At 57.2% G+C, this 22,969-nt stretch carries 15 protein-coding genes and 2 pseudogenes; 9 read left to right on the top strand and 8 right to left on the bottom strand.

The window, feature by feature from the left end:
• The first annotated feature begins 4 nt into the window (after window positions 1-4).
• On the top strand, window positions 5-1,027 hold the full coding sequence (locus NOV72_RS10205) for an AAA family ATPase (RefSeq protein ID WP_106854473.1): 1,023 nt from the start codon (window positions 5-7) through the stop codon (window positions 1,025-1,027).
• A gap of 14 nt (window positions 1,028-1,041) precedes the next feature.
• Window positions 1,042-2,361, top strand: a complete 1,320-nt coding sequence (locus tag NOV72_RS10200; protein WP_106854472.1) for a TniQ family protein — start codon at window positions 1,042-1,044, stop codon at window positions 2,359-2,361.
• Between the two features lie 77 nt (window positions 2,362-2,438).
• On the opposite strand, the gene NOV72_RS10195 is transcribed toward NOV72_RS10200, so the two are convergent.
• A complete protein-coding gene (locus tag NOV72_RS10195; protein ID WP_146149977.1) occupies window positions 2,439-2,951 on the bottom strand; it encodes a hypothetical protein in 513 nt (170 codons plus the stop codon).
• A gap of 2,001 nt (window positions 2,952-4,952) precedes the next feature.
• Between NOV72_RS10195 and NOV72_RS10190 the strand changes: the two genes are divergently transcribed.
• Complete coding sequence (locus NOV72_RS10190) at window positions 4,953-6,185, top strand: AlbA family DNA-binding domain-containing protein (RefSeq protein ID WP_146149976.1); 1,233 nt, start codon at window positions 4,953-4,955, stop codon at window positions 6,183-6,185.
• A 129-nt stretch (window positions 6,186-6,314) separates the two neighbouring features.
• Here the strand turns inward: NOV72_RS10190 and NOV72_RS10185 are convergent, their stop codons facing one another.
• From NOV72_RS10185 to NOV72_RS10160, 5 genes are all read right to left on the bottom strand, one after another.
• Window positions 6,315-7,748, bottom strand: coding sequence for a UvrD-helicase domain-containing protein (locus NOV72_RS10185; RefSeq protein ID WP_216858871.1), 1,434 nt, complete (start codon window positions 7,746-7,748; stop codon window positions 6,315-6,317).
• Window positions 7,705-9,351 carry an ATP-dependent nuclease gene (locus tag NOV72_RS10180; RefSeq protein WP_216858870.1) on the bottom strand — a complete coding sequence of 549 codons (1,647 nt, stop codon included), beginning with the start codon at window positions 9,349-9,351 and terminating at the stop codon, window positions 7,705-7,707. The genes NOV72_RS10185 and NOV72_RS10180 overlap by 44 nt, the downstream gene beginning before the upstream one ends.
• 420 nt (window positions 9,352-9,771) lie before the next feature.
• The gene (locus tag NOV72_RS10170) at window positions 9,772-10,383 is read right to left on the bottom strand and encodes a hypothetical protein (protein WP_106854466.1); all 612 of its coding nucleotides are present in this window, start codon (window positions 10,381-10,383) and stop codon (window positions 9,772-9,774) included.
• Window positions 10,384-10,818: 435 nt separating this feature from the next.
• Window positions 10,819-11,628 (bottom strand): TIGR02391 family protein, encoded by an 810-nt coding sequence (locus NOV72_RS10165; protein WP_106854608.1) that lies wholly within the window; start codon window positions 11,626-11,628, stop codon window positions 10,819-10,821.
• Between the two features lie 449 nt (window positions 11,629-12,077).
• The gene (locus NOV72_RS10160; RefSeq protein WP_106854465.1) at window positions 12,078-13,085 is read right to left on the bottom strand and encodes a hypothetical protein; all 1,008 of its coding nucleotides are present in this window, start codon (window positions 13,083-13,085) and stop codon (window positions 12,078-12,080) included.
• A gap of 445 nt (window positions 13,086-13,530) precedes the next feature.
• Here NOV72_RS10160 and NOV72_RS10155 point away from each other — a divergent pair, with 445 nt between their 5' ends.
• Window positions 13,531-14,493 (top strand): toll/interleukin-1 receptor domain-containing protein, encoded by a 963-nt coding sequence (locus NOV72_RS10155; protein WP_106854464.1) that lies wholly within the window; start codon window positions 13,531-13,533, stop codon window positions 14,491-14,493.
• Window positions 14,494-14,503: 10 nt separating this feature from the next.
• Here NOV72_RS10155 and NOV72_RS32685 read toward each other — a convergent pair whose 3' ends face one another.
• Window positions 14,504-14,743: an abortive infection family protein gene (locus NOV72_RS32685; RefSeq protein ID WP_245932976.1), complete on the bottom strand. Its 240-nt coding sequence runs from the start codon at window positions 14,741-14,743 to the stop codon at window positions 14,504-14,506.
• Here NOV72_RS32685 and NOV72_RS33045 point away from each other — a divergent pair.
• Both NOV72_RS33045 and NOV72_RS32680 read left to right on the top strand, forming a co-directional pair.
• A pseudogene (locus NOV72_RS33045) lies at window positions 14,633-14,896 on the top strand (J domain-containing protein); the annotation flags it as partial. The gene NOV72_RS32685 and the pseudogene NOV72_RS33045 overlap by 111 nt on opposite strands.
• Before the next feature lie 798 nt (window positions 14,897-15,694).
• Window positions 15,695-15,955: pseudogene (locus tag NOV72_RS32680) on the top strand (energy transducer TonB); the annotation flags it as partial.
• A 586-nt stretch (window positions 15,956-16,541) separates the two neighbouring features.
• Here NOV72_RS32680 and NOV72_RS10135 read toward each other — a convergent pair.
• Window positions 16,542-18,269 (bottom strand): NTPase KAP, encoded by a 1,728-nt coding sequence (locus NOV72_RS10135; protein WP_106854463.1) that lies wholly within the window; start codon window positions 18,267-18,269, stop codon window positions 16,542-16,544.
• Window positions 18,270-18,534: 265 nt separating this feature from the next.
• On the opposite strand from NOV72_RS10135, the gene NOV72_RS10130 reads away from it, so the two are divergent.
• The 3 genes from NOV72_RS10130 (at window position 18,535) to NOV72_RS10120 (ending at window position 22,967) form a co-directional block, all read left to right on the top strand.
• Complete coding sequence (locus NOV72_RS10130; protein ID WP_106854462.1) at window positions 18,535-19,254, top strand: hypothetical protein; 720 nt, start codon at window positions 18,535-18,537, stop codon at window positions 19,252-19,254.
• 340 nt (window positions 19,255-19,594) lie between these two features.
• Complete coding sequence (locus tag NOV72_RS10125; RefSeq protein ID WP_106854461.1) at window positions 19,595-22,309, top strand: Mu transposase C-terminal domain-containing protein; 2,715 nt, start codon at window positions 19,595-19,597, stop codon at window positions 22,307-22,309.
• 7 nt (window positions 22,310-22,316) lie between these two features.
• Window positions 22,317-22,967 (top strand): AAA family ATPase, encoded by a 651-nt coding sequence (locus NOV72_RS10120; RefSeq protein WP_106854460.1) that lies wholly within the window; start codon window positions 22,317-22,319, stop codon window positions 22,965-22,967.
• The last annotated feature ends 2 nt before the right edge of the window (window positions 22,968-22,969 follow it).

Genomic DNA, 22,969 nt, shown 5'->3' with positions numbered 1-22,969 from the left:
AGACATGAACTCTCAGAATAGCAATAAGAATTCGCAAGTAAATTCGCAGGTTGAAGTCTTGGCTGCGAAGCGGATCAAGCACACGCGCGTGAGCAAGGTAATGACTGAGCTCGACACGCTCATCTATCCGAGCAGCCAGGACAGCATCCTGCTCGTGTGCGGCCCCAGCGGCGCCGGCAAGACGACGCTCGCCCGACACATGGTCCACAATGCTCTGAAACAAGCGCGGAGTCAACTCGAGACGCAGCGTGGAATCATTCCCGCGATTTATACGGAGGCACCCTCGTCTGGCGAAAACGACTTCTCATGGCGACTATTCTATCAGCGCGTTCTCGCGCAGCTCGACGACGATGCCGACTCGCCCAAGCTGGTGTATGGCATCGACCAAGAAACGGGCCGAATGAACCAAGCTCGAGCCCTCAACCGAGGAACGACGCTCGCGGCTCTACGCACCGCAGTCGAGCGCGGCCTTCGCGCGCGTCAGGTGCAGTTTCTCGTTATCGACGAAGCGGCACACATCATTCGGCAGACGCGCGGCGAAAAACGGCTCGAAATCCAGCTCGACACCTTGAAGTCGCTGGCAAATCTGTGTGGAACGCAAATGGTCCTGATTGGCTCCTATGACCTGTACAAGCTCGTTTCCCTCTCCGGGCAACTCGCTCGTCGTACACACGTGGTGCATTTTGAACGCTACCGGCAAGATCAACCAGAAGACGCTCTGGCCTTCGAGCGTTGCGTCTCTGGTTTTGAGAAAACGCTTCCCGAACTGTGGGGCGGAGGACAGCTTAAAAGACATTCGAAAGCGCTCCATGAGAACACCCTGGGATGCATCGGTACGCTGAGCAGCGTGCTTGTGCGTGCGGCCAGGCTCGCGAGCACCACGAAAGCCTGGACAACAAGCTCGTTGGAGCGCGCATTCTTGACGACGGCACAGCACAATCGCATTCTGGAGGAGATTCTCGATGGCGAAGCCGGGATTGGCCCGAACTTGATGTGCTCGGTGGGCGAGCTAGAGATAGCTAGCTGAGGAGGAACGGCAAAATGAACGAGGTCTTGTGCCCTCCTCGCTCGGCGCTCTATGCGTTGGAGCCCATCGGCGTGGGAACCGCAAACGTAGAGAGCCTTGTGAGTTTTTTCTGTCGCTTGGCAGTAACGCATTGCGTTTCGTCAACGGACCTGCTGCACAGGATTTCGAAGACTTGCGGCTTGCCGGCTCCGGCGAAGAACTTTTGGAAGGACGTCAACTTGAGCGGCATGGGCGATGTCGCCGAACGATATGCGTGCGCATTGTCTGAGATGACGAGCGTCGAGCGTCTGGATTCGTTGACGCTTCGGCCGTGGCGAAACGTGATCGCGCAGAGGAGTCAGGCACCGGCGAAGGGGCGCTGGTGCGGCGCGTGCTTTGAAGAGGACTTGGCTAACGAAGGAATGCCCTACTTCAGGCTCGCGTGGGATGTAGGTGACCTTGAAGCTTGTGCGAAGGATCACACCCGTCTCACAGATACCTGTCCGGACTGCGGCCGTACTGGAGCGAGGAACAACGCTGTGTGGGTTGTTCCTGGGTGGTGTTGCTATTGCGGAGCGTTTCTCGGCGGCGTCCGAACCGCTGCCTCTTCGGCGACTCTTGACGAGACGTGGAAGGCGGCGCAAGTCGGGCAACTTCTGGCGGCGCAATCGTCGATAAGCTCGGTACCGGATCGCGGCACCATGATAGCTGGGATTTTGAAGCTCGTCGAACAACTTGACGGTGGGATGAGCGCAAGGTTTGCTCGGCGTATCGGCTTGAATAAATCGACCGTGCATTACTGGCTGAAGCAAGGCGGGGTTCCGACACTAGCCGCTCACCTGCGCATCGCATCACAGACAGGCGTATCGCTCGTGGCGCTGCTAACCGGAGCTATCGGTGACAGCGTTGTTAGCTTGCATGAATCTCCTTCGTTGGCGGAGCTTGTCCCAGACTACAAGAAGCGAGCATTGCCAGTTCACCGTGATACCGCTGAAATCGAAGCGATAATGGACAAGTTGCGTCAGTCAGACGTCGCGATCAGTGTCAGCGAAGCGGCGCGGCGAATGAAAGTCCGTCGGAGACAACTCTATCGTCTGGAGCACGAGAAAACGCGCCGCATTGGGGCGAGATGGGAAGAGCATCAACACGCTTGTACCGAGCAACACAGACGTGAGGCCGCCCGAGCGATCGAAGTGGCTGTCGAAGAGATTCTTTCAAGCGGAAAGGCGCCCAACTTTCGCGAGGTTCAGCAGATGGTCCCCCGAAACGTTCTTGGCGCTGTTCGCGGAGTTATCGCGATGATCCAGGAGGCGAAACGGAAAATCGAGGGCTCACGGTCCGCGACCTTGCCATAAGATTCTTCCGAACGACGGGCAGCCAAGGAGGTGCGCGGCCGGCAGCCGCACACCTCACAGTCGCTCGTAACGAGCTCTTACACCGGAACCGGCGACGCCTCTACAAACTGCGCGAACCGTTCCGTGATAATCACGTTGGCCAGTACCTTCTGCAACGGAACTCCCGAGATGTCGGTCCCTGCCCGCATCTGCAAAGCTCCGCTACCCACGAAGGATACTATTCTCTGAAACCTTTGAACCGTCGGCTCAGGGTCAGGCTCATGTCGATGCGCCTCGTTGCGCAAGGTTCCCGGAGGCAAATCAAACACACCGAAAGCGTGGTCGATTCGCTCACCTTCACGGGTTTCGAACAAGACAGGAACGCGTTTCGCCTTTTTCCACTTGTCGATGGCAGCCCACACTTGCGGGTCGGCCATTTCGGCGACCCAGTAGACCTGCAACCCGCCAATCTGCGCGCGGATAGTCATCAGAAGGCCGTCTTCGCGTGGGATGAACCCAAAGCCGAAACAGGCCCGGCCATTACTCTTTGACAGCCAACGAGCGTCTGCGGGCGCGACCGGACACGTCAGTACTGGAGTGTCGGCGGGCATCCCGATAGTTTGCTTCGGGCGTACAGGGAGTGACCGCAAGTCTACGATGCCGCCAATTCCGACGGGGCAGCCTGCGATGTTGAGACAGAAAGTAGCTTCCATTTTTTGGTCTATTCCGATGAGAGTTTTGCCGCGGCGATTGCAGCGGCTCCAATGCACGTCCGTCTAAGCACGGACGACAACACCCCGGAGCATTTGCCCCAGACTCGAGCGGACGCGACAAGTCATATCGCGCCAGCGCCAAAGATCAAAGGTGTTTCAGTGCATCGAGTTCAACTCGTCCTCGGAAAGGTCCACATTCCTCTCGCCTGGTCGGCGAACAAGAATGCAGAAGAAAGCTGGCCGCTATTATAACGCGATTCGTCTTACGTTTCAATGCTTCGTGCTATTTTCCCGGGCAGCTTTAAAAAAAGGGAATTTATATTTCGACCGGTATTGCGTCCTATACGTGTTTTGCCAATGTCGCTATTGCGGGAATGCCGCGCGCGCTCTTCAGCGAAAACAAGCAGTATCAAGATACATTGCGCTTTGCGCGAAGACTGAGAGACAACCCCAGTTTGCCAATAGGACCGGCGAAGAGCGGCACGCGTACGGCGCATATGGCAACCAGGCGAAAAGCGGCGCCATAACGCTCCCAAGTGTTCGTCGAACTTGCGCTCGTGCTGCCATCAGCGACTAACGCAAGATCGAGCACAACGACAATGGCAACCCACTCGTGACGACATCGGCCTCGCATACGGCGCTTAACGTTCGAGCGCGCGTAAAGCCAGCGCGGGTGGGAACGATGCGGACGCGAAGCCCTCTGCGCTCCTCCCTGGCTGCCAGCCGCGCAGCGGCCAACATACCGCGCTTGCAAAACATGAATCCCATACTCGCGCGACGACATCGAGAAAGCGCTGAGCAGGATCGCGATGAAACGCCCTTCGCTGCGAGAACCTCCGCGCCGCCAACGGCCGATACACCATACTCGCGCCCGCCACGCACCGCCCTGGCTGCCAGCCGCGCAGCGGCCCTCAATCGCCGAAACGCGAAACACAAAAGGAGATGCTTACATAAGCATCTCCTTTTAAGGGTTGAGCATATCCTTTTGTGAGGATCTCTTTTTTGAGAAATGCGAACACTGCTCGCTAAAGAATTTCCTTAGTGAGCATATCTTTTTTTAGAGTAGAAAGGTCATGCCGGGGGCCCCTGGCAATAAAGCAGGTGCCCCTTCCATCGGTCATCCAACAACCGACTCCGCCAGACTATTTCGGGTCCCACGCCTCTAGCTTCGCCAGCGTGTCCGCTTCTCAGGTCCCATCCCCGTGGTGCGGATCTCCCCAGCGCGCCACCGGTCACACCCGTCCGCGCTGGCGGTCACAACCGAAGCTCTTCAGTCGGAAGAGTTGGCTATAACGTCGGGCGGCTCGGTGCTCGGCCGACGCGTGACATGGGGATGTATATCACTCGCTCGCGGTTAAAACAATGCGATATTCGTGCTGAAATCCGCGCTCAATTCACCGCCGATAAAAAAAGCCGCTATTTGGCGAATGATTTTCAAAACTTCAATCGTGAATTCATTTGTAACAATACCGATTACCAAGTCGACGCAGCGACCAACCGCCCTTTTCTCAGCCAATGTGCGACGCATGAGGCACGGCGACCCAAAGCATCCGATCGGCCCGTACCGATGATGCCTCTACGGCAAAGCGCGCTTTACAGTAGCCGCCGCCGCGACGACGGGAGCGACGCTCGACTCGAGGCGATGCCGGGCGCCCCGTCGGTCGGCTTCGGTCGGTGTCTTGAACGTGACCGCTGCTCGTGCAATGCGAGGCTCAGAGCGGGACGCCGCGCGTGCGAGCAACGCCCCCGCGAACCTCCACCAAGGCTTTGCCGGGGCAGTCGCTCAAACGCTCAGCGGCGTCGAGGCCATCCGCCGGTAAAGAAGCGAGGCGAACAACACCTCAACGAGAGTCTCCCGATATTCACTGGGCGGGAACGCGTCCTAACCGATGAGCCTCATTGGAACTGGAACTGCCAGAAAGCCGTGGCAGAATACCGCTGACATTATTTTCTGGAGCGGTGTCCATGGCCCTTCCACGCAACCTCGCTACGACTGTAGATCGCGATATTCAGTCGCTCGTACAGGAGCAGGCAGTCGAAGGTACACACCTCGACTTCAAGCGTGATTTACCCGGGCGCAACGGCGAAGCACGGCATGAATTCGTCGCCGACGTTTCTGCGTTCGCAAATGCATCTGGCGGAGACCTGGTCTACGGGATCGAGGAAGATGGCGAAGGCCGCGCTCTCGAAGTCCGGCCTCTTGCAGGGAACGCTGACGAAGAGTCCAGGCGTTTGCAGGACATGCTGCTGAACGGCGTGCAGCCGCGAATTCCTGGCGTGCAGATCCAAACGGTACCGGTCGATGGGGGCTTCGTTGCAATCGTCCGGGTCCCTCAAAGCTGGGCCGGACCTCATCGTGTGAATACCAATCAACACTTCTTTGTTCGAGAGAACGGTCGCAAGCGTCAGCTTGATGTTCCTGAAATTCGCGGCCTCTTTCTCCGCTCAGATCGACAAGCGCAACAGATACGAGATTTTCGGACGGAGCGATTGAGCGCAATCCTCGCCGGTGAGGGGCCGCACCGGCTTGTACCTGGGGCGCGACTCGTCGCCCATTTTATTCCGACGCAATCCGCGCTCGGAACAGTGAATGTTGACCCAATCCAGTACATGGAGGAGCGCGCACTGCCTATTCTTAGCCGCACCATTCCCAACGCAAGGGTGAACGCCGACGGAGCGCTGGTTGTTCGCAATCCACAACCGGCCGGCACATACGGATACTCGCTTCTTTTTCGTAACGGATACTTCGAAACCGTCAAGGTGTTCGAATACGCCGAGGGCGCACGCGCTTCTCTCGGCAGCTTGTCCTATGAAGAAGAATTCATCGCGCTGCTCACCCGCTTACGTGCGGAATACACACACCTAGGTATCGGTCTCGAGATGACCTGTATGCTCTCGATCTTGGGCGCGGACAATGTTGAACTCGGCATCAATCGCGCGCATTTCCTCCTTGACGATCACCAAGGCTTTTTCGACCGACAAACGCTTGTTCTTCCCGATATCCTTTTACCCGCCGAGCTACCACCTGAACAAGTTTTAAAACCTGTCTTCGACCTGGTATGGCAATCAGCCGGACTAGCCCGGTCGTTCAATTACACCGCCGAGGGCGTCTGGGCCCCACATCCTCGCTAGCTCAACCTTGCCGGGCATGTGTTCAAAGCCCTACCAGACTAGACGAAGACTGTCGTATCGGCGCCGACCATCGCCTTCGTCGCAGATCAAAAGGCCGCGTCCGAGGTCCTAGGTCCCTTTCATCAGGGCCTAAAGCGTGGGAACCGGGAATTGTAAAAAGCGCTCTCGCCCACTAACAGTCAACGTACGGGTGGCCCTCGAGATGGCGACATAAAATAGTTTTGCGGCAGCAAGACGCTGCTGCGCGAAATGCGTCGCGTAAGGCAATACCACGTGGTCGAACTCCAGGCCTTTTAGTAGAAGTGGTGTAGAGATGATACGTTTGTGGGGCGAGCGGCCAGTAAGGCTGACGCGCTGCCGAACGGCCGTGGCTCCGGCGACCGCTGACCCAGCCCTTCCGCGTGCCAGTTCTTCAAGCGTGCGCTCAGCATCACGCCAGAGTTCGCCACGATAGACTCGCCAGTTAGAGAGCTTGCGAGATAAGTTGATGATCGCGCTAGCAGCGCCGGGAGCGTCGCCCTTTTTTACAACTTCAGCGAGGGATTTGATTCTTGCCAAGACCTCAGCGTCTGACGAAGCGCCCTCTTGGTGCTCAACAGACGGTTTAATATGGACACATTCATCCCGCAGTTGCCGTATCGCAGTCAGTTGTTCTGCCCCGTCTTCTGCAGCATCCCATTGCTGCGCAAACGCCATAAGGCGGGCTGCGGCCACTTCTTCGATTGACTGATAAGCACCCCGACTTGCTTTGGCTAACTGATTGCAAGTTTGCCTCCAGCAATGAATTGCAGCGACCGAGCCATCTCTACTATCGAAGTCATCAAAGAATGCTCCCATGTCGAACTGATCGTCGCTTTCAATGAACTTCACCGGTGCGTCCCAAAGATCTATTCGCTCGCCTCGTAGCAATTTCTGACGCACCTGCGCAATCCAATTTCCTAAGTCTTCGTTCTTCTTCTCCCACCTCCAAGGGCGGTCCAAGGACATCAACTCTGGAAATACTGGCAATACGTCTCTGTTCCAGCTAACGATTGATCCCGTGAATTCAAAGATTCCCTGCATCGGATCACCGAGGACCACCGTCGGCAAAATTTTCGATAACGCGATAGCGATCTGGTGCTGGCCGGCTTCACAGTCTTGATATTCGTCGATGAAGACGCGATCGTAAGACGCCTCAACTACCCTTTTGATGGCGCTTATTTGCAATAGTCGATGGGCACCGTCGTAAAGACAAGTCCACTCCCCAGCATTTCGTGGCATACCATTCGGTGGAGTTGCGGTCCTCGGGAATGCGTTTGCATATCGCATCGCCCAACCGGCGATGGTGTCGACAATGGTTGCCGACTGTGAGACTCCCATGCGTTTCAGGCGTGACTTTATAGCGTGGACGCCGGCATGGGTATGCGTCAAAATCAATGATCGAGTTCCGTGAGCCGCTGCTTTTGCAATTTCCTCAGTTTTTCCGTGACCTGCGGGCGCAATAATCGAGCCTTCTCGGAGGAATGCCAACTTCCGCGTATTACTCATAAAGCCACTGTTCGACTTGTGAGAGACAAACTGCAAGCGACGATGCTGGAGCGTTCGTGCAGATTTTCGATGCCGTCGGCGCAATCTCACGGCCTGAATGCAGTTTTTTGAACCAACTCATGTCGCTGCTGATCTTGGCAAGGCCCACGCGTAGTTCCTTATCGTCAACGCCCTCTAGTAGTGACCATGAGGAGAACGACTGCTTGATAGTATCGAGCTCCAGCTCGGGAATGCCCTGCTTGATGCTCGCATTGACTGCGGCGGCTCCTTTCTCTTCCCTTGCCGCGTCGATTAGCTCTTGAACGTGCGAATCGGAGGCACTCTCAAACAATGCGGTCTCTGTGTGTATTGCGGTCGGATACTGGAACACTTGCACCTTAACCGTTGCAAGATCTCGCGCCTGCTGGGCTGTAAGTTTTCGGTCTGAGTCTCGATACATCGCAACGAGATAACCGAGCTTCGCGAGAGCCAACGCCACAGTTGGTGCTTCCGCACCGCCTCCGTCGACCAGTGCCGCCCCTCGCTGCTCGATAGGCACGCCATGGTGATTTCTAGGCAGCAGTTCTCTCAACCCCAGCATCAAGCCCACCTCCGTTGGCCCCTCACACACGAGGATTTTCCTAGCGAACAACGCGCGAGGCGACTTCTTTACGATCTTCGTCAGGTGCGCCGGATCAGAGGGCAACGCGACGGTTGTATATTTCGATGTCGGTTCTCGGCGAACCACGTAGATGTCCTCCGGTGACATCTCACCCAACGCAACGTCCGAATGAGTTGTCATCAAAAGCTGCCCCGAAGGTTTTCCCGAGGTGGTTGCCTCGGTCTGTGCCCCTTTGAGCTGTGCGATAGCCCCGATTATTCGATGAGGCTCCAGTCCGTGTTCGATCTCGTCCACTAATACGATGGCGCCATCCAAGATTGACGCGCGCTGTATAGCCAACGTCGCAAGCCTTCTCGTTCCCAGCCCTGCTAGGCGCAATGGAACATCATTATCGTGCAGTGCAATCGACCCGGAGGAAAACCCACCTCGCGTAAGTTCAAGCCCGGGACCATAAGCTCCGTTGATGTAGGCTCCGAAGCTTCTCGCAAGTCGCTCCGCTTCTCCCGAGGCTGTCTTCAAAGCATCGATGCCTGCCAGATTGGCGCTGGCTCTTGCACTACGGTAAGCGTCGGCCAAATGTCTCGCCGCTTCATCGTTACTGTCCGTTAAACGTGCAAGCACGGAACCTTGGCCCCAGGTCAGGTGCCGCGGATCATGTCCGGCCAACCGCACGAGACCAAACAGCGCCCGATCCCGATTGGAAAGTACCCGGGGGACTTCCGCTCGTTCGCATACAAGTTGCCATACGGGCTCCATGGTCGCGTCAACGGTCAGGCGGACGGTTAACAGCGGTTCATCGCCGTCCTCTGGTTCGTCGTTGATGACCCCGTCCCTCGACCATCCGCGAACGTACATTCCGAAACGCTCGTCAGAAAGAAGTGACTTCGAAAGCTCTCCGAGCGTGATTTCGATCGCAATTTCTTTCGTGGTGTCGCAATTGTGAAAATCGGATTCGTTGAAACTGAGCCACCGCGCGGACAGCGCTGCCTCGATTGCATCAAGAACGGTTGACTTTCCGGAATCGCCAGGACCGATCAAGCAGCATAGAGAAGCTCCAGCGGCCACCCATTCCAGTTCCGAAATGCCACGAAAATGTGTTACAGATAGTTTTCCAATTCGCATTGCTGGCGGGTGAGAGATGGTTATCGACGCATGTACGAGGGCATTATGCCTTGGAACGCTGCGAGTACAGAAGATGCTTTTGCGCGGCTCCGCTTAATCTCGCACATCATCTCCGCAAAGGACGGCTCCTCGCTGATGAGTCTCGACGTCGACCGGATAAAGGCTCCGTTGAGCTTCGCGGCAATGTCGTTCCTATTCCGCTGTTCTGCGTCGCCCGCTGCGCGAGCCGCTATTAGAAAAACAATAACGGCCACAACGCAGGAGAAACGGAAAGCCGCGGGGTTGGCCGACGCAGCGTCACCGCACATCCGTCCGACAGTTACCTGCCCGGGCACTTCAGTTGTTCGCTGGCGGCATGGTCGCCCCGGTCGAGTCGCTCGTCTCCTCGACCGGTCGGTCAGTGTCCTGCTGCAGCGATTGCGAGATGTAGTTAAGCAGGGATATCGCGCGCAATCCATTCTCCCTGTTTCCGTAGTCGAGCGATTCCCCATGCAGAACCATATGCCGGTTCAGCCCAGCAAACCCCTCCGAGCGGGCTTTCTGCGACTGCACTACAGACATGTCGGATTCGAATGGAGCAAGGAACGCCCTTGCGATTTCTGAACCTGCAAATTCAACAACGTGAGAGATTACCTTTTCGCGATCTCGTCCCATGAAGAAATGCGCTTTCGCCACGTCTAAACAGATGCCGTCGACCTGCGAGAGCATGACCGGTATTGAGAGAATGTACTGGCCGTTTCGATGCGCGTTGAATGCAGCCTCAAAGAGCTCGCTGCGATGTGGATATTTCTCCATCAGTTCCGCGCAGATCCCCTCGGCACGCGGCTCGAAGTGCGCAATCATCTTCCGCTCCGCTTCAGGAGCGCGGCCGGCATCGACTGCGCTCTTGAACCGCAGCGGAGCCCCCATTCCCATCTGGCGATCCAAGTACCAGCCGAACTGGCTCATCAACACGAGCGCCTCACGAACCCTAGAAGGATAGGCTTGGAGGCTTTTTGCAACTGTTCCGATATCCTCGGCTATCTTCCGCCAGACGCCTTCGGTCCTTGCGATACTCTTCCCGATGAGATGCGATGTTTTTTCGAGCTCGGTCGCAATGGGCGTCGCTCGCTGCTTCGGCGGCCTGCTGGATCCTTTGCACGATGGTATTGACGACGCCGCCCGGCCTTAAGGCTGATTGCAATCCCTGCAACCAGGCCGGCTCGGGCAGTCGCGCGCCGAGAGCAGCATCGGTAGCGATAGATGGCGTCCACGCAGGCGAACCCGGGGAACGCGTCCCGCCCGGCGATGCCGTGCCAACGTCCGCGTTTCCTGTCTCCGTTTCTCCTGCGGATCCGGCGTGGTCTTTTTCCATCTACACCTCTCGTGTCTCTCGTCGCCGCTCTATACGCGGGCGGGCATAACAGCTGCGTCGAGCCGGCGGTGAATTAACGACGCCAGCGTCAAAAGATCCTCAGCGTCGCTTCTGCTCATATTCCACGACACTTTCGGGGCGTGGGCCGTCGTATTCCGGAACATCCCGAACATGCCCTTCACGAGATGGGCAAAGCCCCGTTGCTCGCTGAGTTGACTCTCGTCGGCAAGCGAGTTGATTGCCAGCATTGGCGGATTGCCACTGAGAGCACGATCGACCAGGGCTGCGCCGTCATCGATTAATCCCGTCCGTTCCCGAAGTTTTGCGGCTACGCTCTTCGTTGCCTCAAGAACAGAATGGAAGTAGTTATCAGCAACAAGTTCAGACCGACAGAATTCGAGTACATCGGGGTGCACGCCGCGAGCCACAAGATCTGCGCGAAGTTCGGTCGCCCTGCGGATTGCATCCGGGAGCGTGGACACACGGCTGCTTTCTACAAGATCACCATTCTCCAGTACCTGCAGCCCAACGAAAGCAAGACTGCGATTCAGATGCGCCCGCATCGGCTCGAACCGCGCCGGCTCGTGTGCGTACCGATCCGGTTTCGTTGCAAACCGGATGAAGGCCAGGATGTTGCGACGATGACCGAGGTGGTTCTGACTACCGGCGAAAGCGTTGAAAAGCCGAATCCATTTTGTGATGCCTGGATCGGTATCCGTGATACGGGCCATCGCGAGCAGATGTTCGATCTCCCTGCCCGTCAGTCCCTCTGTGGTATGCCCCAGAGCGCGGGCGATCGCCTCAAGCTGGCTTGACGAAAACGTCAGATTGTCGGTCATGTCCGTTTTCCTAGGTGTGAGCCGTCCCGACATACGACAAGTGCGAGATGATAGGACAGCGAGTGCTCTTGTACCGACGTCCTGTCTATCGGCAACAACATTGCCTTTGTGAGTGGTTGATGGGCACGTGGCGTGCGGTCCCTGTTTCACTTTGAAATCACGTGACCTCATATCGCCTGACTTGGGAAAGAACAGCGCAAATACGCCGGTCAGGACCATTCCGTCAATACACCTCATGGCCGTTTGCGTTCCATTCTAGCTGCTCGCTGTACTGATCTATCCATGAACGGAACCCTCGTAACATGATCCCGTGCAGCATCGCAGAAGCCGTCGCATTTTCGGAGTTAGATTCTAAAAAACCCGGGTCGCTTTCGCGTTCCCGGGTTCCCTTCCTGTCGACCAGAGGCTTCAACCCGCCCGGCTCCGTTTTCGAGTCAGGCGCGTCGATCTTAACCTCCGAAGCCAGCTCCCTGGAGAGCCAGATTTACAGCCTGCAGCAGTTCCGCCTTGACCTGCGCAAGGCTTGTCGGATTTTCATCCTCGTGGATGCCGTTGCTGTAAATATCGGCACACCACTCGCCATCCTGAAACACACCAACACCCATATCGAACATGAAGCCTTTGTCCATGACCACGTGGCGCTTCGGCAGCTTCGGCAACGCAAACACCAGGCGCGAGCCCCCGAGGAAAGCCTGGATGACGGGACCGATAGCGATGCGTACGCGCCATGCTCCGTGTTGATAGCGGTCAGGCCGGAAAATCGAACAGCGCACGCGCGATGTCAGCGCCGGAAGCATTGCTCGCGCCAGCGCGGCTTTCACGGAACGCAAGCAGCGTGAATCGTCTTCCTGATGCTGCGGCGAGTAGACATACAGCGCGCCCTTCCAATGACCATCGACTACCTTTGTATTGAGCAGACCCCGACCCGACTGCTTGCGCGTGACCGCATACTCACCGTCGACGCGGAACGACCAGTCGCAATCGAGGCGATACAACTCCGTGCCGTCAGGCCTGAAAAATTCCGGAATGAGAAACTCTGGCGATGATTCAAGCACCTCCGGCGGAACGCCCAAAATGTCGACAGTCACGTCGTACGCGATGTCCGAATAGCGGACAGGATTCTGTCGCGCGGGCGAGCGCCGGACGATCTTGATCTCGATACGCGCGCCTTCCAGAATCGCGCTCACGGACTCAGCCGTGCGGTCGTCAGAAAGTTCGGTCATGCGAGCCGCAAACGCTGCATGATCGAGCAGTTCGACGCCCGGCGCCTTCAGATGCTTCCGCGGATGGTTTCCGTCGAGTGCGGCGATAAGCGCAGCGTAGGTGTTGACACCGAAGCCACGGGCGAAAGACTCGTTGACCTGCGAATCGGGAACGCGAAAGAAATCGCGGGTTGCGGCGAGGAGGTCACGCTTGAGGGACTGGAAATAGGCGCGATCGAACGCTGAGGGTTGCATAGGCACCTCGAAATGTAAGTGAGTGAAAAACGACGACTTTTGTTTCTGTTTGCCGGTTTTTACGACAGAAACCTCACCAACGAGGGCTGACGCAAAGTTTGCTGCGGGTTACTGCGCTCTTCAAGTTTGGCAATACTTCAGTCGAGCAGACCGTGGCGGTTGGCCAGTCGCCAATTTAAAGGAAAAAATGGAATGTGACAAGCACTTGCATAAGCGCGCCGGCCTGTCGCCACGGCAGACTGGGCGCTGCCTCCGGTCATTCGAGGAATGCGGACATCCATTGCACTATATGCACGAGGCGCGCTTGTGGCTGCAATTACGCTTGCTTCTGCGCCACGTTTCGTTCGGCATAGATGTGTCGAAAGCGGACTACGTCTCGCCGGATTGATAGCTACAATCAATGCCTACGCGATTTCAACGCATACCTTGAACTTTCCGGGAAAACATGACGGACTTTTTCATCAGCTATACCCATGCTGACGCTGACTGGGCCCAATGGATCGGCTACGTGCTTGAAGAGGAAGGCTTCAGCGTTGTTATACAGGCGTGGGATTTTCGGCCGGGTAGCAACTTCGTGCTGGAGATGCAAAAGGCCGCAGATTCGGCGAAACGCACCGTGATGGTCCTTTCGCCGGACTATCTTCAATCGCCGTTCGCATCCCCGGAATGGGCGGCAGCGTTCGGCCAGGATCCCCAAGGGCAAGAGATGAAGCTGGTGCCGGCCATGGTGCGCAAATGCGATCCGCCAGGTCTGTTCAAGTCGATCGTGCAGATTCGGACTGTTGGCCTAGACGAGGGCGCGGCTCGCCAGGCGCTCATCGACGGTATCAATCAAAAGAGGGCGAAGCCGTCCACGCGGCCTCGTTTTCCCGGTACGGCGGCTCAAGTTCCGCACAAGGATTTTCCGGGACCCAGTACCCGAGACGTTGAACCAGTCGTGGCATCGCGGGCAGACAGCCTCATTCCGTCGTTGAAGAGCGCCCCCACCGACGCCGACAAGCGCCGTTTCGTTAAGGCCGGGTTTGCAACGATCAAGAACTTGTTCGAGGCTAATCTGGACGCCGTATCCCGTCAGGAGGCGCGCATCGACACCGACTTCCAGCTAACCACGGCGACTGACTTCCGGGCCGAGCTATTTCTCGACGGCAAGAGTACATGCATCGGCCGGGTCTGGATGGGCGGATTCCATTCGGAAAACGGCATCAGTTATTCAGAAGGCCGCTCCATGTCCAACAACAGCTACAACGAGATGCTGTCGCTCGCGCAGAGCGGAGAACTGCAGTTCGAGGCGGTGATGGCGATGGGCATGTTCGCTTCCGAGAAAAAGTTCGATATGAAGCACCTTTCGGCCGATCAGGCAGCCGAATATCTGTGGCAGCGGTTCGTGTCGCCGCTCAGCTCTCGCTGACGCCTGACTTTCAGGCAGCGCTGCTCTCTTGTTTGCGCACATCCCAGGTCGGCACCAGGAACGTCGCCATCGCGCCGGACAGGTTGGCAGCCAGTTCGGCGTGCCGTGGCGAAGGGCGCGCCCGGAGAGGGCCGAGAGAATGCGCATCGCCGAGTTTATTCATTGCGACCGGAATCTCGACCGTGACGGGACACAAAGACAGGCTAAATTTTTCGTGGGCCGTGCCGTAATCCAGAGACAAAAATTGCAACGATCATCGCGCATGTCTCAACCGCATACCCACTACGACAATCTCAAGGTGTCCCGCAACGCGCCGCCTGAAGTCATACGGGCGGCATACAAGGCATTGAGCCAACGCTACCACCCGGACAAGAACAGCAGTCCGGACGCCACGCGGATCATGAAGATTCTAAACGAGGCGTACGAGGTCTTGGGCGATGCGGACAGGCGGCAACGATACGACGCAACGCTTGTTGACGACGAAGAGCCAGTCCGTCCGGCCTCCAGCGGTGAGCAGCAACGCAACGCTGAGCCACCGGAAAGTGAAAGGCAGGAACACAACGCTTCACCGCCACCGCAGCCTACCGCTTCGGAAGTCCCACCGAGCTCGGCCACGACCGCCGGTTCGAAGAAGCGCTCTGTTTGGCTCTGGATCGTCGGCATTGTGGTTGCTGCCTTCATCCGCATGGTGGTGGGCGCGTCGCACGATTCGAGCAACAACGAAACGGCAGCGCCGTCGCAATATGCAAACAGCGCGGGCAGCGACTTGTCATCTAATGCACCCGCGGCCCCTTCTGATGCGCCTGTTCGCGAAGAGCCAAAAGTCATCACCAGCTTTGACTGCACGAAAGCGCGCTCCACGTCCGAGAAACTGATTTGCAGCGACGCCGAGCTTGCGTCTCTGGATTTGGACCTGGCAACCGTTTTCGCACAGGCTAAGAGCGTCGCACCCGACAAGAGGGCGTTTGCCGACACCGCTCGCAGGGCATGGAACTGGCGAAACGCCAATTGCTTCAACAAATCGTGTCTCGTGACCTGGTACAACGAACAGCGCGAACGACTTGTTGCAGAACTGAACCAGCCGGCAGACTACGCAGCCGCGTCTCAGCCACCGATTGCCAATGCTGACATGGCCACATCCGGTCAGAGCAGAGTAATCGGCTCCGCACAAGCGGTCTCAAACTCATCCCCGGCGGCTCCGTCGAGCTTTTATGCAGAACGTGTCAAGCGCCGAGTTAGACCGAACATCATATGGGCCGGCGAAACCAGCGGATTAGAAACAGTGGTCGCCGTTCGTCTCGGCAGGACGGGCACCCTGTTGTCCGCGAGTGTTTCGCGCTCAAGCGGGAACTCCCAATGGGATGACGCTGCGCTTCGTGCAGTCCAGAGGTCGGACCCGATGCCGGTGGATGTATCCGGAGAAGCCCCTGCGTCGTTCACCATAACGCTGAGTCCGAACGGCGACAGCCCAGCGCTTCAATCCGGTCGAGACAAGGCTACTGCATGGGTCCACGCGATCAAGGTGCAGCACCCCGACGCAGATGCCGCATATGATTCGGCCGCGCGGAACCTGGCTTCCATTAAAGCTTCATGTCCGGACGCCATCTTGCTCCAGCAGACGCCGCACAGACCGAGCGAATACCGGCCCGTGATCATGTTCCTCAGCCAGCAATGCCGATTCATCGCGAGCTATTGGCCGGAAACAAACGAGGAGCAAATCTCGTTCGACCCGGCAATGATCGAGAACTGGCGCGGGTATTGCTCGACGAGCGGAGCAATGCAAACGAGTTGTGTGCGGGGCGGAGGAGCTTAGCTAGGCGCGAACTTCTCTCGGTCGCACATTCTGTACGATAGACACTCGAATCAGGGCATCGAGACCACCCTTGGTTGCCGCGCTCGGCGGCCAAGGCGCAAGATGCCCCGGCAGCATGCCCTTGCCACGCTGCGGTCGCGGCCACACATCTGCGCTGGCGCTCGATTTTTGATGACGGCCGGCGTTCGATTGTCCGGTGCCGACGTTGCCAGAAGTCCATCGACGTGCTCGCCTCCTATTCGCCCACCATTGTGCCCGGCCCAGGCTCTCGCGGATCCAGCTCGCTCTCGAGACTTGCGTTCTTAAAAAGCGCCCGAATCAAAGCGCCGAGTCTGCCGGAATTGGGCGCCGTCGCGATGACTCGACAGGCTTCCGTAAAGCGTTCGGTTGCAGTACCGAAATGGGAGTCGTAGTTTCCCCTCTGTATTCTCATCCGCAGCATGTGTCGCATGAAAAACGCGCGCTCGTCCATCGAAAGGCTTCGAATCTGCGACTCAAACTCCGCCGCCGTCGCCGTCTTCATGACTAGTTCCTCCCGCGTTCCCCATCCGCTTTGCTTAACGATGTGCTGGACTGTCTCGAACAATGTGACGCGCGACCTCGCCTGGGCTTCCACACTAGCCATCGCCTCCCGAATGGCGTCGTGGATGGGTCGATTAAACAGGTCCTCGTCAAAAGAGCCTTCATGCGGAAGCGTACGGAAGTGTTCGATCCATCCTTGAACAATAGCGTTGCCCGAATCCGCTCCTCCGGGCAGCGACGATATTGCATTACTTAGGTCCGTCACTGCGTATGCGTCAAGATGCTTTGCAATCGGGACCAACGTCTTGGCGATCTCCACCAGTTCGGCCTCGTCGACATCGGTGTCCCACGTCAGCTGACGCATATAACGATGCGCTGCGTCCCTCGCCTTTAAGGCCTCGGTCTCCGCTGCGTACCGTGCGACGATGGTCGACACGGCGCTAATGTCAAACTGGCCGGACTCCAGAAAATCGACCACTACCTGCTCAAATTCGTCACAACTGCGGATGTCCAATTCTTCCAACAGCGATCGCCATTGAGCCTTACGCTTGTCCGCAGTATCAGGGTCCTTCTCTTTTTCAGCGAGGATTTCCGCCCAGTCGGAAACGCTCCCTGTCGACAACACGAACTGAAAATCGGGGCCGTCGTTGAGGCCTTTGAAATGGATGGCCGATAAAAGCACTGCTGACGGCACGACACGTGCGAGCACGGCGTCATCAAGGTTGCGGTCACCGAGGATTTGATTGACAGCACGGATAGTCTTGCGAATCACGCGGATGTTTTCCAGGCCACACGTTGTAGATGCCTTCTCTATTGCGTTGGCGTAGCGGGTCGGTGTGAGCGCCTTTGCGATGCCAAATGCTTCCTCGACGGTCGTGATTAGTCTAATCTCGTGGTCAATGACCTTCTCGCGCAGGGTGTCCCAGAGCGCACGCTGGCTGAGTTGGTCATCGTTGAGGATCAGGACAAACCGCGCTTCATGCTGCGTCGTGAACTCGTCGATGAAACCCATCACTTCGTCGAGGCCGAGCTTTTCGTGCTTGCGTTCGATGTCATCGAGCACGATGAGCTTCTCACTTAAGAGCGATGGGACGGCGAGCAACGCGATTTCGTCGAGAGCCGAGAAGGCCTTATGGACCGATTCAAGCACTTTCTTGGCGCCGCGCAGCGCGGTACGGATGCGCTCGCCGCCAGCCGTCTTCTCACTGACTTGAGACATCGCGCTCTGGACGGCTTTGAGCTTAAGCTCACCCATCTCTCGCAATCCGAACAGAGAAACGTACACTGCTTTCGTCACGGACTCGTCGACCTCTGCGCCTCGCTGGACGTCGCGCCAGAGATGACTTTTGCCCGTTCCCCACTTCCCTGACAAGGCAATCACCCTGTTTTCCTTGTCCCCGAGCGCTTGGATCAAACGCTGTTTGGTTTCTATCAACGACATTCTGTTTCCCCTTGCCCTATCGCTCGAATTACCAAGCATTATCATCCGAGCGCTCGTCGATCGCTCGCCTTCTTCGGGAAGGAATAACTGGTGACGCGCGAAGCTTTGCCCATCGGAACGGCCACTTAAAAGCCTCGAGTCTGCAGCAAGAAGCTAGTCCGCGCCACGCCGCACAACATCGATGTCATCGGCCAAAGGTCATATGTGGCGTATCCTAGTCAAAACCTAGAATCAACGACAGCTCAGCGGTAGAAAGGAGTTTACGATGAGCATTGAAGAGTTTTCGCATATCGAACACCAGATGGTTCTCGACGCGGAGGAGCGCTACGGCGACTTTTTTACGGCAACGAGGGATGTCTCTTTGCTTCTGTCGAACATCATGTCGTGGCCCACCAAAGACTGTGACATCTTCATTCGCTTCCTTTCCCAGATGAAGAAATCTCACACGCTTAGTCTGATGGCTCTGATCCGGCAGCACCGCATTCAAGCAAAGATGACGTTGCGGTACTTTCTGGAGTCTACGATTCATGCCGCGTACTCCCTGGTCCATGTCGATACCAAAAACTATTTCGATACGCTTGATGGCAAGAAGCACGACCCTCAGAAAGCATCGCGAGCTGCTTACTCCTGGATCGACACGCATTTTCGGTCTTACTCTGCGGAGATCAAGCGCATGAAGGATGCGATCAATCAGCAGACAGCGCACGCCAACGTCTACAACAGTTTCCACAACTTCCATTACGTTGGCGGCGAAAATCCCGCCATCTACACGGCCTTTTTCGACTTTGATGACGATCACTGGCTCAAAGTAGACCTCTTGGAATGTGCACAGGCGGGATTGGTAGCTGCGGAGCTAATCTTGGCCATTCGAGAGCAACACGGTGGTTTCATCCCGTCCAGGGAGTCGGATAAGTTGCCACAAATGATCGAAGCGGTTAACCGACTATTACCGCAATTGAGTTACGAAGGGAACGGGCCAAAATGACACGGGCAGCCAGTCCAACCAACACTGGTCAAGCCGTGATGTTCATCGTCAAGACATCCGACGATCTCCTCACCAACTGCCACCGGTTCAGTGGCCGACACCTGCTGAGACGCTAGTGCCCATCCTTCGGGGCGATCGGTCCGCGCCAGAACCCACCAGCCAACTCCCGCAGCATTCCTCGCGGGATGGCGGCCGGTCCGCTTACGCCTCTTCCCCTCTCCAGCCAAGACACATCACAGCCTGATTACGCTGGATTTCGGTCGCATATGACCGATTTGCCGATCATCGTCAAGGGACTTTCCTAAACGGGAATATGACCCTCTCGTTCCTGACGATGTAAATGCTCGATAAGCCCCAACTCACTGCCCTCTTCGACCGGCTCGGCACGCCACCCGCTGGCCGCCAACTTATTCTCGATGCTCGCGCTCAAGCGCCCGTGCGACCCATCAACCCACAAGCCGGCAGCGTGGTTACCATCTTGGCCAGCAAGAAGATGGGCCGCGATATTCGCACGGAGACCCGACATATCGAGTTTCCAGCCGCCGTCACCAAGGAACACTCAGCCAACGTGCTCGAGTACTACACCGCTCCATGCGAGCTGAAGCTAAAGCTTGTCGACGAGTCGACCGGCGGAATCCGTAATATCCTTCACATCCCGCATTTCCTCACCATTAATAACGACGGCTTCACTCTGGAAGAGTGGCTCTCCGAGTCAAAGCTCGCCCGACTCGCTGAGAAATACCCTTGGCGGTATTCGAAGGGGAGCGATGGCGAATGGTATGCGCCGCAAGTCGAGAAGCACCTTGCGGACCTCGGCATTCGCTACCGCGTAGTCAGCGATGCATCGATTCCCCGCCGGCGCGTGGACAACCTGCTCTACCTCGCCGACTACCTGCACCTTGCAGAAACGTGCCCGGAGGATGTTCTTGCCCGACTCCACGAAGCCCTGAAAGAGCATGGCTCGCTCACATTCATGGAACTGCTCGGAGCTCCACACGAGTTCGACGCCGACACGCTGAATCGGGCGATCGCGGGAAACCGCGTAGTGACCGACCTGGATGGCCAATCGCTCGGCGACAAACGAACCTTTCGCCTTTACCGCGATGAAGCATTGCGCGACTTCATGCTTGCGGACACGCGCTCGGGAAGCTTGCCAGGTGTCGACCGTTTTGCGCTCAACATCGCCAACGGCGCCAAGTTCGTCTTCGAAGGCAACGAGCTCACCATCGTGATGGTCGCCGGCGACTCAATCGTCTGCAACGGACAGGACGGCTCGACCATCACGCTGACACGCAGTTGGCTTGAGAACGCGCACGACAAAGGCCAGGTGCGATGCCCTCAGCAAGACCAGCAGTCCAACCACGACCTTAGTCGGTTTTCGAAGGACGACTTCGAAACCACGCTTCGCAGGCAGGCATTGCTGGCGGCCGAATCCGAGCCCGCCAACGTATCTGGCCGCACGCTTCGCCGTTGGAAAGCGCGCCAAGAAATTGCTCTCGCAAACGGCGCCAATGAGGTGCTTGCGCTGGTGCCGAATACGGGCGGAAGGGGCAACCGCAAAGCGCGATTGAGCACCCAACAGGTTGAATTGATGGACAACGTCATCGATGAGCATTGGCTCAACAGCAAAGCTATCAACTTCAAGACTTGTCACCGCATGATGATGGTCGCGTTCACCGAGGCGGGCGAAATACCGCCTTCGTATCCCACGCTGATCGCGCGAATCAAATCGCGCGAAACCAACAGAGATGTTCGCACGCGATACGGCAAACGAATCGCCTACCAGGCAAGCACATTCATAGATGTCCTGCACCACGACTCGCCTGTCCATGGTAGCCGGCCGTTCCAGTACGTGCACATCGACCATACGCAGCTCGACATCGAGGTCATCTCGAGCCGGACCGGAAAGCCTCTCGGCCGCCCTTGGCTGTCGCTCGCGGTCGACGCCTGGTCGCGACGCATCGTGGGGTTTTACCTGACGTTCGATTCGCCTTCGTACACCTCCACAATGATGACGGTCCGGGATATGGTGCGACGGTTCAATCGCCTTCCCGAATTTATCGTTGTCGATAACGGCAGCGATTTCCTCTCGGCTGCATTTGAATCGTTTCTGCGCGCCATGGGTACGCATCTGCGCTTTCGTCCGGCCGGGCAGCCAAGGCATGGCGCGGTGCTGGAGCGTATGTTTGGTCGATTGAACACCGAGTACATCCACAACCTTGCGGGCAACACGAAAGCCACGAAGAACGTTCGTATGGTCACCGGCTCTCATCTGCCTCAGAAGCTCGCAGAGTGGACCATCGGGGCGCTTTACGCAGGTATTCAGCACTGGGCATGCGAATTCTATGACCAGAACATCCATCCGGCGCTCGACGAATCACCGCGCGAGGCCTTCGTGCGCGGCATGCGAGAGAACGGCAAGCGTCCGCAGACGCATATCCAGTTTAATCGAGACTTTCTTATTGCAACGTGTCCGCCAGTTGACCGCACGGGCACGCGTCAAGTTCACCGCCAACGCGGCGTAAAAGTGGACCAGCGATTCTATTGGAATGGAGCATTCGATTCAGCCCATCTCGATGGCGAGAGCGTACAGGTTCGCTACGATCCGTGGGACGCGTCGTCCGTCTATGTGCGTGTCAAAGATACGTGGGTTCGCGCGGTTTGCCGCAACCTGCATGGCCTAGGGTTGCTCACAGAAGTCGAGAAACGCGCGCTCTCAGAAGAATACAACCGCCGCCACGGATCGCTCTCCGATAACGAGCGCGACACAAAACGACTTCGTGAGTTCATTCAGACTTTTACGCCTGAAGGCGCTCTCGCGACTGAGTTCGAGCGTCAGGCCGAGAACAGGCTTTTGTACAGCGACTTGGACCTTGCGAGCGTTGAGCCCGTCGTCGCGCCTATGCGACCAAACCTTGCGAAGGATGCAGAAAAGACGCCAACACCATCACCAACGCCACCAGTGCAGTCGCAGAACACAGTAACAACCGATCCGGTCACGAGGCCGGATTCCGACGACCAATACGAAGAGCTCGAAGAGTTCGACGATTTTTGAGAAAACCATGTCACAAAAGACCGAAACCGTACAGCCATCACAGATGGAGTCCATCCACGCGCTCACAGCGAAGCGCCTCAACCACACCCGCACTATCGACGTGATGGAAGAACTCAACCCTCATCCGGGCAGCCAGGGCGGCATTGTCTTGGTTTGCGGCCCCGAAGGTGCGGGCAAAACCACGCTGATAAAGCGCATGGTGGAAACCACTCTCCAACGAGGCCTTTCGCAAACGAACGCAAAGGCTGGCGTCATTCCCGCCGTCTATGTCCTAGCGCCCGTATCGGGAGGGGATGGTTTCTCCTGGAAACTGTTTTACCACCGAATTCTCGCCCAGCTTGGCGACAAGCTTGGTGCGCACCCGCGCGCAACCAACGGCTATAGCCTCGCAGCGCTCCGCACGGCCATTGAAAGATGTCTGCGAGAACGGCAGGTGCGCTTCCTCATCATCGATGAGGCGGAAAACATTGTTCGCCAGACTCGCAACAAGCATCAACTCGCGCTTCAATTCGACGCCCTGAAGTCACTGGTGAATCAGTGTGGTACTCAGCTGGTCCTGGTCGGCACGGATGACGTGCGTCAATTGGTGTCGCATTCCGCGCAGCTGGCCCGCCGGACGCACGTCATCCAATTCGAAGATTTGAAGGACCTCCGATAAAA

It is taken from the genome of Caballeronia novacaledonica (assembly GCF_900258035.1).
In the GTDB taxonomy this organism is placed as follows: Bacteria; Pseudomonadota; Gammaproteobacteria; order Burkholderiales; family Burkholderiaceae; genus Caballeronia; species Caballeronia novacaledonica.
Note: the sequence above shows the minus strand (reverse complement) of the source record. Positions and strands in the feature narration are given on the sequence as shown.

Bases quoted from the DNA above. Each gene is read 5' to 3' on its own strand.
- NOV72_RS10160 (WP_106854465.1), bottom strand. From the start codon at position 13,085: ATGCAACCCTCAGCGTTCGATCGCGCCTATTTCCAGTCCCTCAAGCGT.
- NOV72_RS10195 (WP_146149977.1), bottom strand. From the start codon at position 2,951: ATGCCCGCCGACACTCCAGTACTGACGTGTCCGGTCGCGCCCGCAGAC.
- NOV72_RS10170 (WP_106854466.1), bottom strand. From the start codon at position 10,383: ATGAGCCAGTTCGGCTGGTACTTGGATCGCCAGATGGGAATGGGGGCT.
- NOV72_RS10135 (WP_106854463.1), bottom strand. From the start codon at position 18,269: ATGTCGTTGATAGAAACCAAACAGCGTTTGATCCAAGCGCTCGGGGAC.
- NOV72_RS10205 (WP_106854473.1), top strand. From the start codon at position 5: ATGAACTCTCAGAATAGCAATAAGAATTCGCAAGTAAATTCGCAGGTT.
- NOV72_RS10200 (WP_106854472.1), top strand. From the start codon at position 1,042: ATGAACGAGGTCTTGTGCCCTCCTCGCTCGGCGCTCTATGCGTTGGAG.
- NOV72_RS10130 (WP_106854462.1), top strand. From the start codon at position 18,535: ATGAGCATTGAAGAGTTTTCGCATATCGAACACCAGATGGTTCTCGAC.
- NOV72_RS10120 (WP_106854460.1), top strand. From the start codon at position 22,317: ATGTCACAAAAGACCGAAACCGTACAGCCATCACAGATGGAGTCCATC.
- NOV72_RS10155 (WP_106854464.1), top strand. From the start codon at position 13,531: ATGACGGACTTTTTCATCAGCTATACCCATGCTGACGCTGACTGGGCC.
- NOV72_RS10165 (WP_106854608.1), bottom strand. From the start codon at position 11,628: ATGACCGACAATCTGACGTTTTCGTCAAGCCAGCTTGAGGCGATCGCC.
- NOV72_RS10125 (WP_106854461.1), top strand. From the start codon at position 19,595: ATGCTCGATAAGCCCCAACTCACTGCCCTCTTCGACCGGCTCGGCACG.